Source organism: Paenibacillus sp. PDC88, from assembly GCF_900106725.1.
Lineage (GTDB): Bacteria > Bacillota > Bacilli > Paenibacillales > Paenibacillaceae > Paenibacillus > Paenibacillus shunpengii.
In genome coordinates this window covers 1-16,214 of sequence record NZ_FNNT01000010.1, presented here as the reverse complement: position 1 = coordinate 16,214, position 16,214 = coordinate 1, and the positions used below count along the sequence as shown (strand labels likewise).

Here is a 16,214-nt window from a genome sequence, read left to right as displayed (position 1 = left end):
CCCTTCTAAATAGAAGTTGTTTTAAATGGAATGAAAGCAGATCACAGTAAGGGGAAAATCCATGCACCGTACACAGTGTCCTCTCTATCAACAGAATAAATTTAACTCATCATTAAAGAGCAGCAGGTCAGATCATCATGATATGCTGCTTTTCTTCTATTAAGCTACGAGCAGACGAACGGCCTTTTTAACTTTTACTCGGTATTTTTCGTAATAAGCATTCACATCATAAGCATAACTTTTATTGGAAATAAAGAAAGCTATTTCATAAACCTTATATGAATGCTACTATATATTTGAAAAAATTTACAGAAGGGGTGATTTTTCTGACAAACAATACAAATGATAAAACTCTTATTAAAGAGGTAAGCATTAATGCACCATTAAATTTAGTATGGTATGCTTGGACAATTTCTGAAAGAGTTTCTGAATGGTTTGCACCTGAAACTGTAATAGAGGCTAAGGAAGGTGGTACATACGAACTTTTCTTCATACCTGGAGATAGAACAGGTATGAATACGATGGGGTGTAAGATCACTAAGTTTATACCTGAACAAAAGTTAAATTTTACTTGGAAGGGTCCAGACCAGTTTAAAAATCTAATGAACAATGAAGATACCCTAACAACTGTCGAAGTTAGTTTTAAATCGGTAAGTGAAAATTCTACAAAAGTAATTGTTAAACATATAGGTTTTAAAGATAATGAGAACTGGATTGAAGCATTTAACTGGCACCAAATGGCTTGGTCAGGTGTTCTTGAAAGTTTGAAATCCACTCTAGAAAAAGGCGAGGGCAATTTGTGCTGTAAACCATTAAATAATAATGTCTCGTAAATAATCTTAAACCAAACTATCGGGAAACGTTAATTAAATAATACAAATAGCAGCTGGTCAATGTGATCGGCTGCTTTTTTGTTAAGCTAACGGGCAGGTTAGTTTAATTCTAAATTGACGAATCGTCAATTTAGAACGACCTTCTCAATAGAAGGTCGTTTTTACATTACTTGAGAGTCGAATCACTTCAACTCTTTGTTGGTAAGTAAAATATCCTTATTAAGGACAGCATACTAGATTGCTGGTCTTATTTTTATTACCTTTGAGTAACTCTCTCAAAGTGCTTATGAGAGTCTCTATTGTTCTGAATATACTGTCATCTATCCATTCTGTTGTATTTTTCTCTTGGTTTATTGTGTGTTCGTAATAATAAAATTCTCTAAACATGGTGTGTTCTTCCTGATCTATTTATTTGATTAAGTTATATACTATATATTTGTAAAATGCAAGTAAAATATATTCTAATTTATTTTGAATTCCCCGAATTCAGTTAAATATAGAGATTTTTTATTGATTTTATAAAAAAAATAATTGCAAATAACAAGTTTTAAGGGTATAAAGAAGATGTTTCATATAACCGTTTATTGAGAAGCGAAAGCAGAGGAGTGTGAAGATCGTTGCTCGTTGAAAGGAAGAGGAGTCAGCCACTTAATACACCACAAGTTGAAAATAATCTGAGAATTATCGCGATTATTACTGCGATTTGTTTATTTGGTGATGCAATGCTTTACGCAGTATTACCCGTGTATAGCAAAGATTTTGGACTAACTGCTTTATGGCAGGTGGGGGTTCTACTATCTATTAATCGTTTTATCCGCATTCCAATTCATCCGCTCATTGGCTGGTTCTATACCCGGTATTCCATTAAAAGTGGATTAATGATTGCAATTATACTCACAGTAATTACTACTTTTTCCTATGGCTACTTTCAAGGTTTTGCCTTTTTGCTCGTAGCAAGATGTATTTGGGGCATTGCTTGGTCATTTATCCGACAAGCCGGTCAACTTTCGATCGTTGAAGCTGTTACCGTAAGCAGCCAGCCGGGTAAGCTTACTGGACTGTTTAATGGGCTCTCAGGCTGTGGGGCTGTGGTGGGTATGGTATTTGGCTCTCTTTTGTCAGAAAATTTCGGGGTTTCATTTGTACTTATGGGATTCGGAATATTTGCTTTGATCTCGATCCCGTTATTGTTCTTTATTCGTAAGCCAGGCAGAAATGAAATGACAAAAAAGGAATTAACACAATTGGACCAGCGAGCAATGTTAAAAATAGATTCAAAACTCCTTATCATTCTTTTTGCTGGATTCAGCGTTTCCCTCCTATTTCAAGGTTATATGAAATCCACTTTAAGTTATTGGATTGAACTGCAGGACTTTTCAACGATAGCTTTATTGAGCTCTATCGGAGCAGCTACAATTACCGGCATTCTGCTAGCATTTAAATGGTTTTCAGATCCGATCTTAGGTTATTGGGCAGGTAAGCTTAGCGATAAATCTAAATCAAGGGTGGTTTGGTTAACCGTAAGCTTTATAGCAGGAGGAATAATGTTTGCCATTTTGGGTTTGAATGTCAATACATTAGCTTGGTTACTTACTTTGATCGCATTACTTCTTATTTCTTCTATTGTGACGACCCTTACTGATGCAGACGCTGCTCAGTACGCTTCTACGTCCTCCAATCGCCATCATGTCGTATCTTTTTACTCCATGATTGTCGATGTGGGAGCAGCATTAGGCCCTTTTTTGGGATTCACCTTACTTTCCGTGTTCGGAGATACGATGATTAACACTGCGGCCGCTCTGCTTTTATGGTTGTGTAGTCTGTTTTTATATTTTAATCATCGGCGGAAACGATTGTATCAAGTTTCATAATGATGTAGGAAAGGGAAGGTACAAATGAAAATTTGGGATACGATTGTTATTGGCGGCGGCCAGGCAGGCTTAGCTTCGGGATACTACTTAAAGACGAGTGGACGTTCTTTTTTGATTTTAGAAGCTGGGGGGCAGGCTGCAGGATCTTGGCCTTATTATTATGACAGCCTTAAGTTATTTTCACCGGCTAAGTACTCATCATTACCGGGTCTTCCTTTGGCATCACCGGGGGAGCGTTATCCACTTCGAGATGAAGTGATAGCGTATTTAAATGAATACGCGAGATTTTTTGAGTTGCCTCTGGTTTTTCATACCCGAGTCATAGAGGTGCTCCGGAATAATACAGGTGCTTTTGAAATTCATACTTCTTCAGGCAAAACGTACTTATCCCGGACTCTTATCTGTGCTACCGGATCGTTTAACAAGCCCTATGTTCCTAAAATAACCGGAGAGCAAACTTACAAAGGATCTATAACTCACTCTGCATTTTATAGATCCCCTGAAGCATACAAAGATCAAAGAGTAATTGTTGTGGGGAGAGGGAATTCAGCAGTACAAATTAGCATGGAACTAGCGGAAGTAGCACATGCTACACTCGCAGTAAGAGAACCTGTATCTCTAGTACCGCAGCGTATTTTAGGTCGGGATATTCATGATTGGTTTAAATGGTTTGGTATCAATTCCGTTTGGCCCATCGGTAAAAAGTTAGCCCTTAATTCATCCGTAATGGATCTAGATCATTATCGACAGCGATTAAAGGAAGGAAAACCACAACAAAGACCGATGTTCAGTGCCTTTTATGAAGAAGGAGTGGTTTGGGAAAACGGTGAGAAAGAGAAGATAGATCAGGTCATATTTGCAACGGGTTATCGATCAAATTATGAATATTTAAAGAGGTTAGATGCTTTAAATGTGAATGAAGAACCGTTACAAAAGAAAGGGGTAAGTACTGCTGTAGAAGGACTTTATTATGTGGGAATACCTGGACAGCGGTCTTTTTCATCTGCTACACTTCGTGGTGTTGGACCCGATGCTCGATATGTAATCGATCAAGCCAAAAAATTTTAAATTAGGATGGTTAGTTTAAAATCAGAAGTCTAAATTTGTTTTTAAGATTTTAACGCTCTGCCTCTTTAATATTGAATATTGACTTGGTGATCGGATATATACATGGATGATTTAAATCATATACTTGCAAAATGCAAATATATATAGTATAACTGAATCAAGAGGTGAGCTTAGATGGAAGAAAGTCCGAGAGAACTACTACAAGTGACTGCACGCCGATTCGGCCTTTTGAATAAGAATTGTTGTAGTGTAGGGACTAATGATATATCCATGATCCAAAGCCATATACTTTATGAAATTGATCGACAGCATGAGCCATCTATGCAGCAGATCGCGGAGACGCTTGGCATGGATATAACCACATTTAGCCGTCAGGTACAAACGTTGATTAAAAAGAACTTAGTTAAGAAAACAACACTTCCAGAGGATCGTAGAGTATATATTCTGCATCTGACGACTGAAGGGAAATTCGTGGCTACGACGATCGATGAGAATATGAACAGCTACTTAAATGAGGTTTTCTCTTTTATGAATGAATTTGAGAGAGAAACGGTTCTCCGATCGATTAAGTTGTTAAATGAAAGTATGCTGAAATCAGATAAATGCTGTACACCAATGGGGTGATCTTTAAGATCACCCTACATAATCAATATATACTTGCAAATTGCAAATAAAAACATGTTGTGAGGTATGTTAAATGAAAGAAATCCAATTTACACAAGTTCAAAATAATTGTTGTGCTCCTGAAACCAACAAAGATGTCGTTAAAATGAGCGGTAACCCGTCCTCCAATCTACCTGTAGCCATCATTGGAGCCGGTCCAATCGGACTTGCTGCAGCAGCCCACCTCATTGAAAGAGGAGAAAATATTATCATCTTTGAGTCTGGAGCTGAGGTGGGAAGTCATATTAAGGAATGGTGGCATGTACAAGTATTTTCCCCTTGGCAATACAACATCGATAAAGCAGCGGCTAGATTACTCGAGAAAGCGGGTTGGGAACGTCCAGATGATGATGTTTTACCAACTGGTAAAGAGCTTTTGGAGCAGTATCTATACCCACTATCCCGTTTGCCTGAGATAGAATCTAGCTTAAAACTGAATGTAAAAGTAACAGCAGTCAGCAGAAAAGATATGGACAAAATGAAAACCTTAGGGCGTGAAAGCCAGCCATTTATTATTTTAGTGGAGGAAAACCAATTAACAACCCTGTATGAGGCAAAAGCAGTGATTGATGCGACAGGCACTTGGGGGAAAGCAAATCCGATCCATAGCAGTGGGATTTGGACGAAGGAAGAAGGAGATCTTAAAGAGCATATTTATTATGGCATCCCTGATATTAATAACAGAGATGGTGAACGATTCAATGGTAAGAAAGTGGCGGTAATTGGAGGAGGGCATTCGGCAATTAACTCAATGCTGGAACTGTCTAAAGATCCAAATACAGAAATCTTTTGGATCATGCGAAAGAGTAAAGTAGGAAATGCGTATGGTGGGGAAGACAATGACCAATTGAAGGCTAGAGGAGCACTTGGAAGTCGGATTCATCGACTTGTAGATCAAGGTAGAATAAAGGTCTTTACACCATTCCGTATTCATCATTTGAAACAAATGGATGGTAAAATCAACATTACCGGCACGAGTCTTGGTGAAGTAAAACAAGTTGAGGGCATAGACGAAATTGTTGTAAACACAGGAAGTCGTCCGGATTTCTCGTTCTTAAGCGAGCTGCGACTGAGTATCGATCAAACTACGGAAAGTGTAGAGACTCTAGCTCCACTTATTGATCCTAATGTACACAGCTGTGGAACGGTTCGTCCACACGGCGAAAAAGAACTTCGACATTTGGAAAAGAACTTCTATATTGTGGGCATGAAGAGCTACGGCCGAGCTCCAACCTTTCTTATGGCAACAGGCTATGAGCAGGTGAGATCCATTGCTGCTTATCTGGTAGGAGATTATGAAGGAGCCGAAAAAGTGGAGTTGGAATTACCAGAGACGGGTGTATGCAGTATAAATAATGTATTCGATCAAGTTGAGGATAGCTGCTGTTCTCCAACACCTGCTGCTAAAGTGTCTTCTTGCTGTAGCTAAGCTACAAATAAATAATTAAAAGGGCCCGCCGGATGACGGGCCTTTTTACTCTCCACTAGATTAGATTTTCAGAAATGATTTTCTCGACTATGACAACATCGAGCCACTCATCCCCTAATTTCGCGTGTTTTTCATATATTCCAACTTCTCTAAACCCACAGCGTTCACACAGTTTCCGGCTTCCTTGATTAAAGGTGAAGATACGTGAGAGCAGCTTCCAATAACCTGAATCCTTGCACACCTTAATAAGTTCATCAAGCAGCTTATAGCCTGCATTTTGCTTTCTAAAGTCTTTATGTACATATACAGAAAATTCTCCAACCCCTCGATAACACTCCCTTGTCCGGTAACTAGACACAGAGGCCCAGCCAATAATCTGATCATTCAATTCTGCAACTACAATGGGATACCGATCTCCTTGGGATCGTATCCACTGGGTTCGATCTTCTAACGTCTTAGGTATTGTTTCATAGGTTGCATTTCTCTCAACTACGATTGAGTAATTATAGATCTCCATAATACCTTGAGCATCACTTTCGATTGCAGGTCGAATACGTATCTCCATTTTGCTACCTCCATTGTAGACTATTTTCTTGAATATAAAACAAAAGCTCATCAGAGTGTTTGATGAGCTTTTGAAGAGAGATTATTGATCTAGAATGCCGCTCCAGTCCTGTATGGCCGAACCCTCCAGGAATTTTTCAGAATCCATAGCAGCCATACAACCTGATCCTGCAGCGGTGATCGCTTGACGGTACTTAGAGTCCTGTACGTCTCCACAAGCAAAAACACCTGGGATATTGGTTTCTGTCGTTCCTGGATTTACAACAATGTATCCATGAGCGTCCGTATTGATTTGTCCACCTAGGAAAGAGGTATTTGGTGTGTGTCCAATAGCGACAAACAATCCGTCCGCCTCAATCACTTCTTCTTGTCCCGTTTCATTATTAAGGACTTTTAATCCTTGAATCCCCATTTCTTTGGGAAGTACTTCTACTGGTGTTCGATTTAAGGCAAACGTTATTTTTGGGTTTGATCTTGCCCGGTCTTGCATAATTTTAGAGGCCCTTAATTCATCCCGACGATGGACTAATACGACTTCAGAAGCAAATCGAGTTAAGAAGTTAGCTTCCTCCATAGCAGAGTCTCCACCGCCTACGACAATGATTTTCTTACCGCGGAAGAAGAATCCATCACATGTAGCACAGGTACTCACGCCACGCCCGACGTATTCTTGCTCATTAGGTATACCAAGATATCTAGCTGATGCTCCAGTGGAGATAATAACGGATTCTGCTTCGATCTCATCCTGGCCATCAATTTTGAGTTTGAAAGGTCGTTTACTGAAGTCCACTTCACTTACAAATCCGGATTTGAACTCAGCGCCAAAACGTTCGGCTTGTTTACGCATGTTATCCATTAATTCTGGACCCATGATTCCTTCAGGAAAACCCGGGAAGTTCTCAATTTCGGTCGTTGTGGTTAACTGTCCACCAGGCTGAAGTCCTTCAATAATGAGAGGGTTCAAATTAGCACGCGCAAGATAGATGGCTGCTGTGTATCCTGCAGGACCGGTACCAATAATAACTGATTTATACATAAGAATCCTCCTTAACAGACAAATTAGATTAGCATCTGGTTTGATTGGTAGTACTACTCGGTTTTGTGAATATACAGCACAATTCCGGAGACAGTACTTTATTGATTTCACTTTGATTTAGCCTGTAATAGCTCCAAGTACCTCTTGTTTCTTTGAGTATGAATCCGGCATCTAGAAGTATCTTAAGGTGATAGGAGAGCTTGGACTGAGGTATTTCCATCTTTTCTACAAGATCACAAACGCAAACTTCTTCATATTGGCAAAGCTCATTGATTATGAGGAGTCGCTTCTGATCCGCTAATGCTTTGAATTTGGCCTCATAACTGGCCAAGAATGTCGCGTCTATCGTCATGAGAATATTCTCCCTTATATAAATCAAATATTTTTGATTAATTAAATTTTAACATAGAGTCAGCATGGTATCAATACATCAAAATAATTTGATAAATGGATAGATGTTATGTATGATGAATACAACAGAAATTATCGATAGTAAGAAAGGGGAGTAGGATCATGAGTGAAATTGTAACCACATCTGATTTATCTCTCGCTGCGGATCGTTTGAAGCTTCTAGGAGATAAAACAAGACTTACGATGATGTTGCTTTTACAAGAACGCGAATGGTGCGTATGCGAATTTGTGGATATCTTTGAAATGTCTCAGCCAGCGATAAGTCAGCATATCCGGAAGCTGAAATCCTTGGATCTTGTAAAAGAATCGAGAAGAAGTCAGTGGATTTACTACTCGCTGCATGTGGAGGACAAACCGTATATTCAGGCTGTTCTGCAAAATTTACCTCATGCTCAGCAAATTCTGACGGAGCTTAATAAACAGGGATTACAATCCTCTTGTATCGGAGGAAAATAAAAAAAGTGGGTTGTATATATAAGTATATGCTTATATAATGATTTCGGAAAAGAGGAGGCGGTTTATGACAAATCCTAGAGCTAGCTTATATTCAGGTTCTTTGATGTTTTTAACAGATAAGGTCAGAGCATGCTGTGTATGTCTTGCTAAACCTTAGAAGATAGTCAAGTTGGAGGTTTTATAGTGGTATCGACAATCTTAGCTTGTATCATTTTTTTAGTTACACTAGTGCTTGTCATATGGCAGCCGAAAAATTTAAACATTGGTTGGTCTGCATGTGGCGGTGCTGTTCTTGCTCTGTTAGTTGGAGTCGTCAGTTTCCAAGATGTTTGGGACGTTACGCAAATCGTATGGAATGCAACCTTAGCGTTTGTGGCCATTATTTTGATTTCATTAATCTTGGATCGAATCGGGTTCTTTGAATGGGCTGCACTGCATATGGCTCGGGCAGCCAAAGGAAATGGAATTCGAATGTTTGTGTACATTAGTGTACTCGGTGCACTCGTCGCTGCTTTCTTTGCGAATGACGGAGCTGCACTCATTCTGACGCCGATTGTGCTTGCTATGGTACGAGCCCTAAACTTTGATGAGAAAAAAGTGTTTCCGTTTATCATTGCCAGCGGTTTTATTGCAGACACTACATCGCTTCCCCTGGTTGTAAGTAACCTGGTCAACATCGTATCTGCCGATTTCTTTGGGATCAGCTTCACTGAGTATGCGAGTCGGATGATTGTTCCGAATGTTTTTTCCTTGGTGGCAAGTATTCTTGTTCTTTATATTTTCTTCAGAAGAAGTATTCCTAAGAGATTCGATGATTCCGATCTTAAAGCTCCATCGGAAGCGATAAAAGACCACGCCATGTTTCGGATATCGTGGTACGTGCTGGCCATTCTCGTTATCGGTTACTTTGTAAGTGAGTTTGTTGGTATTCCAGTTTCTATCGTTGCTGGCATCATCGCTTTAGCTTTCTTAATGCTTGCAAGAAGAAGTCCTGCTGTACAAACGAAAGAAGTAGTTAAAGGTGCGCCTTGGAATATCGTATTCTTTTCAATCGGGATGTACGTTGTTGTATATGGACTACGAAATGCAGGCATGACAGATCTCTTGGCTGATGCAATTGCAGCTGTGGCAGAGCAGGGGTTGTTTGCAGCAACGATGGGAATGGGATTCATTGCAGCTATTCTTTCATCCATTATGAATAACATGCCGACAGTAATGATTAATGCGCTTGCTATTGATGCGACTCATGCTACAGGAGTCATAAAAGAAGCTTTGGTTTACGCAAACGTCATCGGATCTGATTTAGGACCTAAAATTACTCCAATCGGTTCATTAGCAACGCTTCTATGGCTGCATGTACTTTCAACGAAAGGCATCAAAATATCATGGGGAACCTACTTTAAAACGGGGATAATTATTACGATTCCAACCCTGTTTATTACACTCTTAGGTTTGTATTTATGGCTCCTCATTTTATAAAAAATATAGTTTGGACTTATTAAAGGAGAGATAACAATATGAGTAAAAAAACGATCTATTTCTTGTGCACCGGAAACTCTTGCCGCAGTCAGATGGCTGAAGGTTGGGCAAAAAAACACTTAGGAAACGAATGGAATGTGTATAGTGCTGGAATTGAAGCACATGGCTTAAATCCAAATGCGGTAAAAGCAATGAACGAAGTAGGTATTGATATTTCCAATCAAACATCCGATATAATCGACCCAGCTATTCTAAATTCTGCTGATCTTGTCATCACTCTTTGCGGTGATGCAGCTGATAAATGCCCAATGACTCCACCAAATGTTCGCCGTGAACACTGGGGATTTGATGATCCAGCGAAAGCTCAAGGAACAGACGAAGAAAAATGGTCAGTATTCCAACGTGTACGCGATGAAATTGGACAGCGTATCGAAACGTTCGCGAAAACGGGCGAGTAAGCGTGTAACGTAAGCCGAGATTAAAATACTCGGGTTCTTTTAGGGATTTAAGAAAGTTATCTTAGATAATTTGGAGGAAACCAGTAATGAGTTACCATGAACTTATAAAAGGTAAAGTCTATATAGGTGGTGCTGATGATATTGAACAATCGGTAAAGGAGCAAGGGATTACGGATGTGTTTGACTTGCGGGACAGTTCAAGTGGCAACTTAGAGTTGCGTGAGGGTACTACTCGTCACCATTTCCCTATCGTTGAAGATCAAGATCATCAAGACGAATCGATTAAAAGGGCTATTCAAGCTGTTAAGAAAGCAGTAGATGAAGGGAAGAAGGTATACTTTCACTGTTCAGGAGGACGTAATCGTACAGGAACGGTTTCAACAGGACTTCTGCTTGAATTAGGACATGAGAAGGATGTAGATTCTGCTGAACAAACTGCAAAATCTAAGAGACCAGATATCAATATTAAGTCGGAAATGAGAGATGCACTTCGCCGATTATATAAAACAATGTAAGTTTGCAGCAATTCTTATCTCATCGCAAATATAACGGTCCCTCTCAGTTCGGGAAAAGAGTTATTCTATTTGGATAGGACAAAGAGCATGGAGCAGATTGCCGGTCGGCAGCTACTCCATTTTCATTAAGCTCCCTCGAAATGATTTCACTTCCTCACTCAAGCTCGTGAATTCGCAGGATTTCACCCTGTGGTAAGTGTGCGAGAAGAAGTTATGGAGCAGCTTTTGGCTGGGGTGAATAGAAAAGGGCATGCGCAAACACAGGTGAAGTATCAATCACCTAAATTGTTCCATATCGTGCACGTCTCCACTTCACCTTAGCGATTCTCGCTCCCATGTCTCAACGGGTCAAAGCCCTATCATTCCTTCGTCACATCTATCTAAGGGGTGGAGGTCGGTCTTTCTAACGGAACGGGTCCGAGCCCTTTTGCGTAATGTCTCCCGATACTCCGTGCTTCTTGAAATCCTACGAATGCATGAGCTGGTGAGGATCGAATGATTTTATGACTGCCTGTGGGAAAACTTTGGTCAAATCGTAAGGTTCATTGTTTTTGGCCAGACCAACAAGCATACGCGCCACTTTACCGCATAATTTCATAATGGATTTCATCTTCTTTAACTTCTTTTCCTCGACATTGTAGTGGTGTAAAGCCCGAATTTCCGGGTTCGTCATCACCATGCTCATCGTCATGAGATACAGAAAATGACGTAAGCGAGGTCGGCCTCGTTTACTCAGCACCATCTTTCCTCGCCATTTCCCGGAACTAGCCTCGGCTAGATTCAAGCCGGCGTGACGTAACAGCGCATTACCATGTGAATAACCACTTAGATCTCCAGCCTCACCAAGAATACCTGCTAGATTTGTTACATGAATGCCTCGGATTTCAAGCAGCTTCTGTGCATAAGGAATAGATTTGAGAGTAGTATGGAGCTCATGCTCAATCTGCTCAAGTTGACGCTGAGCTAAGTCATATTCTTCGAGCAGCTGACTCAGATGAAGCTTGTAAGAACGGAGAGCTTGAGTCGTACCCACACTGGATTTTGCAAGTGAAATCAGCAGCTCAGCGCGCTTCACTCCAGCATGACGCTTCACATATTGCTTCCAGCCAGAAATAACTTGATCCGTAGTTAACTGACCGATCTCACTCGGTAACGGAAAGAGTCTCAGTGTGGCGATTGCACTGGTGCAGGTAAGGATCTTAAAGACCTGCCGCAACTCAGGAAAGACAATATCGACCCAGCGATGAATCTGGTTGACGGCACTGTTGAGGTGCTTGGTAACGGTTTCTCGATTAGCCATGAGAATACGTAGTTCTTCGTAAGTCTCGGAATGAAAACGAACAGGGGAGTAGTACCCATTTTTAATCATGTCCGCAATAACAAGCGCATCTTTGTGATCGCTTTTAGAGGGCGTATTATCTCGGTTTTCTTTGTTCTTTTTAACAAGATGCGGATTTACTAGAACAGCCTCTACACCTTGGTCGGAGAGCCAGCGTGCTAGGCTGAACCAGTAGTGACCGGTGGGCTCCATGCCAACCAAAATTTTGTTCAATTGGTGGGTTTTAAGTAAGTCTTGGATCCAACGTTTGAAAAGCTCGAAGCCTTCACGATGATTTCCAAATTGGAGCGGATTCCCTAGAGCAATCCCACGAAAGCTGACGGCCCTGGCTACATGGGTCTCTTGAGCGATATCTACGCCGACCACTAAATGATGAACGGTAATGTTTTCAATGAGTTGATTTTGTTTGTCTTGTGCTTTAAACTTCATGATAGAGTGACCTCCAGATGGGTTTTTGAGGCAATGACCTCGTGCGTAACCCCATCTTAACGAGGCGCTCTTTTTTATTCAAACTCCAAATATTCGTATTACAGGAATTCTAACGGGCAGGTTAGTTTAGTAAAGAAGAAAGCGGTAGACAATTAAACAACTTTTTTCAATCTAATAATGACGCCCATCAATTTGTGTCTGAAAATTCTAAAGAATCCCAAACTGAAAAGTAGGGGATTCTTTAGAACAATAGTTAACTTTTAACCTTTAATAATCGCATACTATTTAAGATCACAATAAGCGCCGCACCGGTATCACTAATTACGGCTATCCAAAGAGTGAGCAGATCAGGGAATATCAATACTAAAGCAGCAGCCTTAATAATAAGTGAAAACCATATATTTTGTTTAATAATACGAATTGCCTTACGGCTAAGTTTAACCGTATGAGGAAGCTTTTCTAAATTATCAGCCATTAATACAATGTCTGCCGTCTCCATTGCAGTATCAGTTCCAGCTCCACCCATGGCGATACCTAGATCAGCTGTTGCAAGAGCAGGAGCATCATTTATCCCGTCTCCGACCATTGCTACTAAGTGACCCTCGTTTTGAAGCTGTTTAATAGCAGTGACTTTATTCTCAGGCAACAGTTCGGCAAAGAATCGGGTTACTCCTGTCTTTGAAGCAACTTTCTTAGCTGTACCCTCGTTGTCACCCGTTAACATCACCACTTGTTTCATACCGACACTTTGAAGGTCTCGAAGCGCTCTAGCTGAAGTTTCACGAATACTGTCAGCCACGGCAAGCACACCGATTATTTTTTCTTGCGTACCAATAATAACAATAGTATTCCCTTCTTGTTGAAGGATCTGAACTTTCGACTCGATTTCCCCAAGAGGGGTGTTCAACTCGAGAAATAATTTGAGGTTTCCCGCATAATATTCCTGATCACCTATGTTAGCTACTACACCTTTACCTACTAGGTTTCTAAACTTATTGCCTTGTAGTGAGGAGAGTCCTTGTTCTTTGACGTACTCAACTACAGCTTTAGCTATCGGGTGCGTGGAATACTCTTCTAACGTATAAGCAAGGGACAACAACTCTTCCTCTGTTGCTACCGTTGTAATTACTTGCGATACTTTAGGTCTTCCTTCAGTCAATGTACCCGTTTTATCAAAGGCGATTGCAGAGACCTTTCCTGCGACTTCCAGGAATGCACCACCTTTAATGAGAACGCCATTTTTAGCAGCATTCCCAATTGCAGATACAATGGCAACAGGAGTCGAAATAACCAAGGCACAAGGACATGCTACAACCAGTAATTCTAATGGAGGTACAAGCATCACGACAAGGGCAAAAACGAACACAATCGGAGTATAGATACGCGCGAATTTATCAACAAATGCCTCTGTCGGCGCTTTTTGCTCTTGTGCTTCTTCAACAAGATGAATAATTTTAGAAATGGTTGTGTCCTCAACTAATTTAGTCACGATTATTTCTAAAGATCCATGCTCATTGATGGTACCTGCATAGACCGTATCTCCAACGTTCTTATCAACTGGAATGGATTCACCTGTAATAGGGGCTTGGTTTACGCTCGATTCACCACCGATAACCTCTCCGTCTAAAGGAATCTTTCCACCAGGTTTAACGACAATAATTTCTCCAACAGAAATCTCTTCTACAGGTCTTTTTGTAAGTTGCTGGTCGCTCTTAACAAAAGCTTCAGAAGGAGCAAGATCAATTAGACTACGTATTGAGTTACGAGTCTTTTCAATTGAACGTGTCTGAAGAACGTTACCTAGAGAAAAGAGCCAGACAACGGTTGCTCCTTCAAACCATTCCAATAAGAAATTTAACGTTCTTAGGGATCTTCTTTGCTGTCAGATAAATTGATAATCTCTCTTTATTTGTCGTCTCCAAGAGTTGACAAGGTAGAGTGAAATAAACTACATTATGTAAGGTAACAAAATTTTAATAATTCGCCATATCTCGAATACATATATGGCAATATTTTAGGGGTTTTAGTAACTTTGAGGCGATTTAGGACAAGTAGCGTCATCTCTCTATTAATCTTAAGGCCATTTATCTCAATGAAAGACAAAATTCGAATTTAAAAATATGTACAAGGATGGGAATTAAGTTGAAAAAGACAGCAACTGCACTTGCAATAAGTTTGATTACAGCCACTATTCTTAGCCCTGCTTATAGTCATGCAGCGTCAAGCATCAGTGATATTGATAATGAGTTGGAAAAGCTCGAACAACAGTCTAATTCGGCAACATCAGAGCAGGAAAAAGCTGAAAAGAAAAAGCAGGAAGCCGTTTACTATAAGCAAAAGCAAGAAACATATTTGAAGAGCATCATGAAGCAAATAGATAACGTAAGCAATGAGCTTGCAACTGTCTCCTACAATATTGAAACAACGGAAGAAAACTTACGCAATACAAAGAAAGAATTACAAGCTGCAGAAGAGAGGATTGCTGCTCGTGAGGACTTACTAGAATCCCGAGTACGTTTGATGTACACGGATGGTACAGTTTCCTATTTGGATGTATTGTTATCATCTACAAGCCTCACCGATTTTCTACAGCGTATGGATTCTTTAAAAATGATAGTAGACCAAGACCAAAATCTATTAGTTGAACACAAGAAAGATAAGCAGCTTGTTGTAGAGAAGAAACAGCAACTTGATAAGCAGTATACAGAGCATAAACGGCTATACGCAGAGAAGAAAGCTCATAAAGCGGAGCTAGCTAGTAAAGAGCAAGAAAAGCAGAAGCTGATTGCTGGATATGAGAAAGAGATTGAAACACAAAGTGAACTCAGTGATAAGCAAGATCAAATGTTGGTTGAAATTGCGTCAAAACGGTCGGAACTGGTTCAGGAAAAAAATGCGTTGAAAGAAGAGCAGGCTGCAAGAGCTGCGAAGGCGAAAGCCGCTGCAGAAGAGGCAGAGAGAAAAAAAACACTGCAAAAGGTTTCTAGCTCCAATACTAAATCGAGCTCCAGCAGTTCTTCCAACGGAGGTGGAGTACTAGGAATGCCGATTCAAGGTGCAATCATTTCCTCTAACTTTGGTCCACGTGTTCACCCTATAACAGGTGAGGTAGGGAAAATGCATAATGGGACAGATTTCGCTGCCCCTCAGGGTACGAGTATTTATGCAGCAGAAGAAGGTGTGGTCATTATGGCAGAGTGGTATGGTGGATATGGTAATACAGTTATCGTTGATCATGGAGATGGCTTATGGACACTATATCCTCACATCAGAGAGAATGGTACTCTAGTAAAAGAAGGCGAATCTGTATCCCGCGGTCAAAAAATCGCTGAAGTGGGCTCAACTGGGAATTCAACAGGTCCACATCTGCACTTTGAAGTACGTGTGAATGGAACTCCACAAAATCCATTGAGTTATTTATAGAGCAGGTTGAATAGCAACGTAAATTGGTCCAAAACGTTTCTTGGTATAATAATGATTCGTATTAATAGAATCAAAGGTAGGTATTTTACTTAGTACAGGTCATAAAGTGCGTTACAAGAGTGGGATCTCTTGTAACGCACTTTTATTAGTGCGCCCGGCATGGGCGATAGCTCGGCGGTGAAAGTCCGCTACAGGCTTGGCAGTAGGAACTGTTAGCCAAAGGCAAGGGTGTCCGCCGCG

The 16,214-nt window shown here is 40.4% G+C and carries 14 protein-coding genes and 1 pseudogene; 10 read left to right on the top strand and 5 right to left on the bottom strand.

Annotation, left to right across the window (positions count from 1 at the left end):
* Positions 1-326: 326 nt before the first annotated feature.
* The 5 genes from BLW49_RS23340 (at position 327) to BLW49_RS23320 (ending at position 5,864) form a co-directional block, all read left to right on the top strand.
* A complete protein-coding gene (locus BLW49_RS23340; protein ID WP_256209930.1) occupies positions 327-833 on the top strand; it encodes an SRPBCC family protein in 507 nt (168 codons plus the stop codon).
* Between the two features lie 617 nt (positions 834-1,450).
* A complete protein-coding gene (locus tag BLW49_RS23335; RefSeq protein ID WP_090727187.1) occupies positions 1,451-2,704 on the top strand; it encodes an MFS transporter in 1,254 nt (417 codons plus the stop codon).
* Between the two features lie 24 nt (positions 2,705-2,728).
* Complete coding sequence (locus tag BLW49_RS23330; RefSeq protein WP_090727185.1) at positions 2,729-3,772, top strand: flavin-containing monooxygenase; 1,044 nt, start codon at positions 2,729-2,731, stop codon at positions 3,770-3,772.
* Between the two features lie 174 nt (positions 3,773-3,946).
* The gene (locus tag BLW49_RS23325) at positions 3,947-4,396 is read left to right on the top strand and encodes a MarR family winged helix-turn-helix transcriptional regulator (RefSeq protein ID WP_090727183.1); all 450 of its coding nucleotides are present in this window, start codon (positions 3,947-3,949) and stop codon (positions 4,394-4,396) included.
* Positions 4,397-4,469: 73 nt separating this feature from the next.
* Entirely contained in the window at positions 4,470-5,864 is a 1,395-nt protein-coding gene (locus BLW49_RS23320) for an NAD(P)-binding domain-containing protein (RefSeq protein ID WP_090727181.1), read from the top strand.
* Positions 5,865-5,919: 55 nt separating this feature from the next.
* Here the strand turns inward: BLW49_RS23320 and BLW49_RS23315 are convergent, their stop codons facing one another.
* The 3 genes from BLW49_RS23315 to BLW49_RS23305 all read right to left on the bottom strand — a co-directional run bounded on the left by BLW49_RS23315 (position 5,920) and on the right by BLW49_RS23305 (position 7,816).
* The gene (locus tag BLW49_RS23315; protein WP_090727180.1) at positions 5,920-6,429 is read right to left on the bottom strand and encodes an arsinothricin resistance N-acetyltransferase ArsN1 family A; all 510 of its coding nucleotides are present in this window, start codon (positions 6,427-6,429) and stop codon (positions 5,920-5,922) included.
* Positions 6,430-6,510: 81 nt separating this feature from the next.
* The gene (gene trxB / locus BLW49_RS23310; protein ID WP_090727178.1) at positions 6,511-7,464 is read right to left on the bottom strand and encodes a thioredoxin-disulfide reductase; all 954 of its coding nucleotides are present in this window, start codon (positions 7,462-7,464) and stop codon (positions 6,511-6,513) included.
* Between the two features lie 28 nt (positions 7,465-7,492).
* Entirely contained in the window at positions 7,493-7,816 is a 324-nt protein-coding gene (locus BLW49_RS23305; RefSeq protein ID WP_090727177.1) for an ArsR/SmtB family transcription factor, read from the bottom strand.
* Between the two features lie 161 nt (positions 7,817-7,977).
* On the opposite strand from BLW49_RS23305, the gene BLW49_RS23300 reads away from it, so the two are divergent.
* The 4 genes from BLW49_RS23300 (at position 7,978) to BLW49_RS23285 (ending at position 10,783) form a co-directional block, all read left to right on the top strand.
* The gene (locus BLW49_RS23300; RefSeq protein ID WP_090727175.1) at positions 7,978-8,331 is read left to right on the top strand and encodes an ArsR/SmtB family transcription factor; all 354 of its coding nucleotides are present in this window, start codon (positions 7,978-7,980) and stop codon (positions 8,329-8,331) included.
* Between the two features lie 183 nt (positions 8,332-8,514).
* Positions 8,515-9,810, top strand: coding sequence for an arsenic transporter (locus BLW49_RS23295; protein ID WP_090727174.1), 1,296 nt, complete (start codon positions 8,515-8,517; stop codon positions 9,808-9,810).
* A gap of 38 nt (positions 9,811-9,848) precedes the next feature.
* Positions 9,849-10,268 (top strand): arsenate reductase (thioredoxin), encoded by a 420-nt coding sequence (gene arsC / locus BLW49_RS23290; protein ID WP_090727172.1) that lies wholly within the window; start codon positions 9,849-9,851, stop codon positions 10,266-10,268.
* Between the two features lie 86 nt (positions 10,269-10,354).
* Positions 10,355-10,783, top strand: coding sequence for a protein-tyrosine phosphatase family protein (locus BLW49_RS23285; RefSeq protein ID WP_090727170.1), 429 nt, complete (start codon positions 10,355-10,357; stop codon positions 10,781-10,783).
* Positions 10,784-11,249: 466 nt separating this feature from the next.
* Here the strand turns inward: BLW49_RS23285 and BLW49_RS23280 are convergent, their stop codons facing one another.
* Positions 11,250-12,551, bottom strand: coding sequence for an IS110 family RNA-guided transposase (locus tag BLW49_RS23280; RefSeq protein WP_090727169.1), 1,302 nt, complete (start codon positions 12,549-12,551; stop codon positions 11,250-11,252).
* A 253-nt stretch (positions 12,552-12,804) separates the two neighbouring features.
* A pseudogene (locus BLW49_RS23275) lies at positions 12,805-14,394 on the bottom strand (heavy metal translocating P-type ATPase); the annotation flags it as partial.
* A gap of 299 nt (positions 14,395-14,693) precedes the next feature.
* Here BLW49_RS23275 and BLW49_RS23270 point away from each other — a divergent pair.
* Positions 14,694-15,974 carry a murein hydrolase activator EnvC family protein gene (locus BLW49_RS23270; protein WP_090727165.1) on the top strand — a complete coding sequence of 427 codons (1,281 nt, stop codon included), beginning with the start codon at positions 14,694-14,696 and terminating at the stop codon, positions 15,972-15,974.
* Positions 15,975-16,214: the final 240 nt, after the last annotated feature.

Bases quoted from the DNA above. Each gene is read 5' to 3' on its own strand.
- BLW49_RS23330 (WP_090727185.1), top strand. From the start codon at position 2,729: ATGAAAATTTGGGATACGATTGTTATTGGCGGCGGCCAGGCAGGCTTA.
- BLW49_RS23325 (WP_090727183.1), top strand. From the start codon at position 3,947: ATGGAAGAAAGTCCGAGAGAACTACTACAAGTGACTGCACGCCGATTC.
- BLW49_RS23320 (WP_090727181.1), top strand. From the start codon at position 4,470: ATGAAAGAAATCCAATTTACACAAGTTCAAAATAATTGTTGTGCTCCT.
- BLW49_RS23315 (WP_090727180.1), bottom strand. From the start codon at position 6,429: ATGGAGATACGTATTCGACCTGCAATCGAAAGTGATGCTCAAGGTATT.
- trxB (WP_090727178.1), bottom strand. From the start codon at position 7,464: ATGTATAAATCAGTTATTATTGGTACCGGTCCTGCAGGATACACAGCA.
- BLW49_RS23305 (WP_090727177.1), bottom strand. From the start codon at position 7,816: ATGACGATAGACGCGACATTCTTGGCCAGTTATGAGGCCAAATTCAAA.
- BLW49_RS23300 (WP_090727175.1), top strand. From the start codon at position 7,978: ATGAGTGAAATTGTAACCACATCTGATTTATCTCTCGCTGCGGATCGT.
- arsC (WP_090727172.1), top strand. From the start codon at position 9,849: ATGAGTAAAAAAACGATCTATTTCTTGTGCACCGGAAACTCTTGCCGC.
- BLW49_RS23285 (WP_090727170.1), top strand. From the start codon at position 10,355: ATGAGTTACCATGAACTTATAAAAGGTAAAGTCTATATAGGTGGTGCT.
- BLW49_RS23280 (WP_090727169.1), bottom strand. From the start codon at position 12,551: ATGAAGTTTAAAGCACAAGACAAACAAAATCAACTCATTGAAAACATT.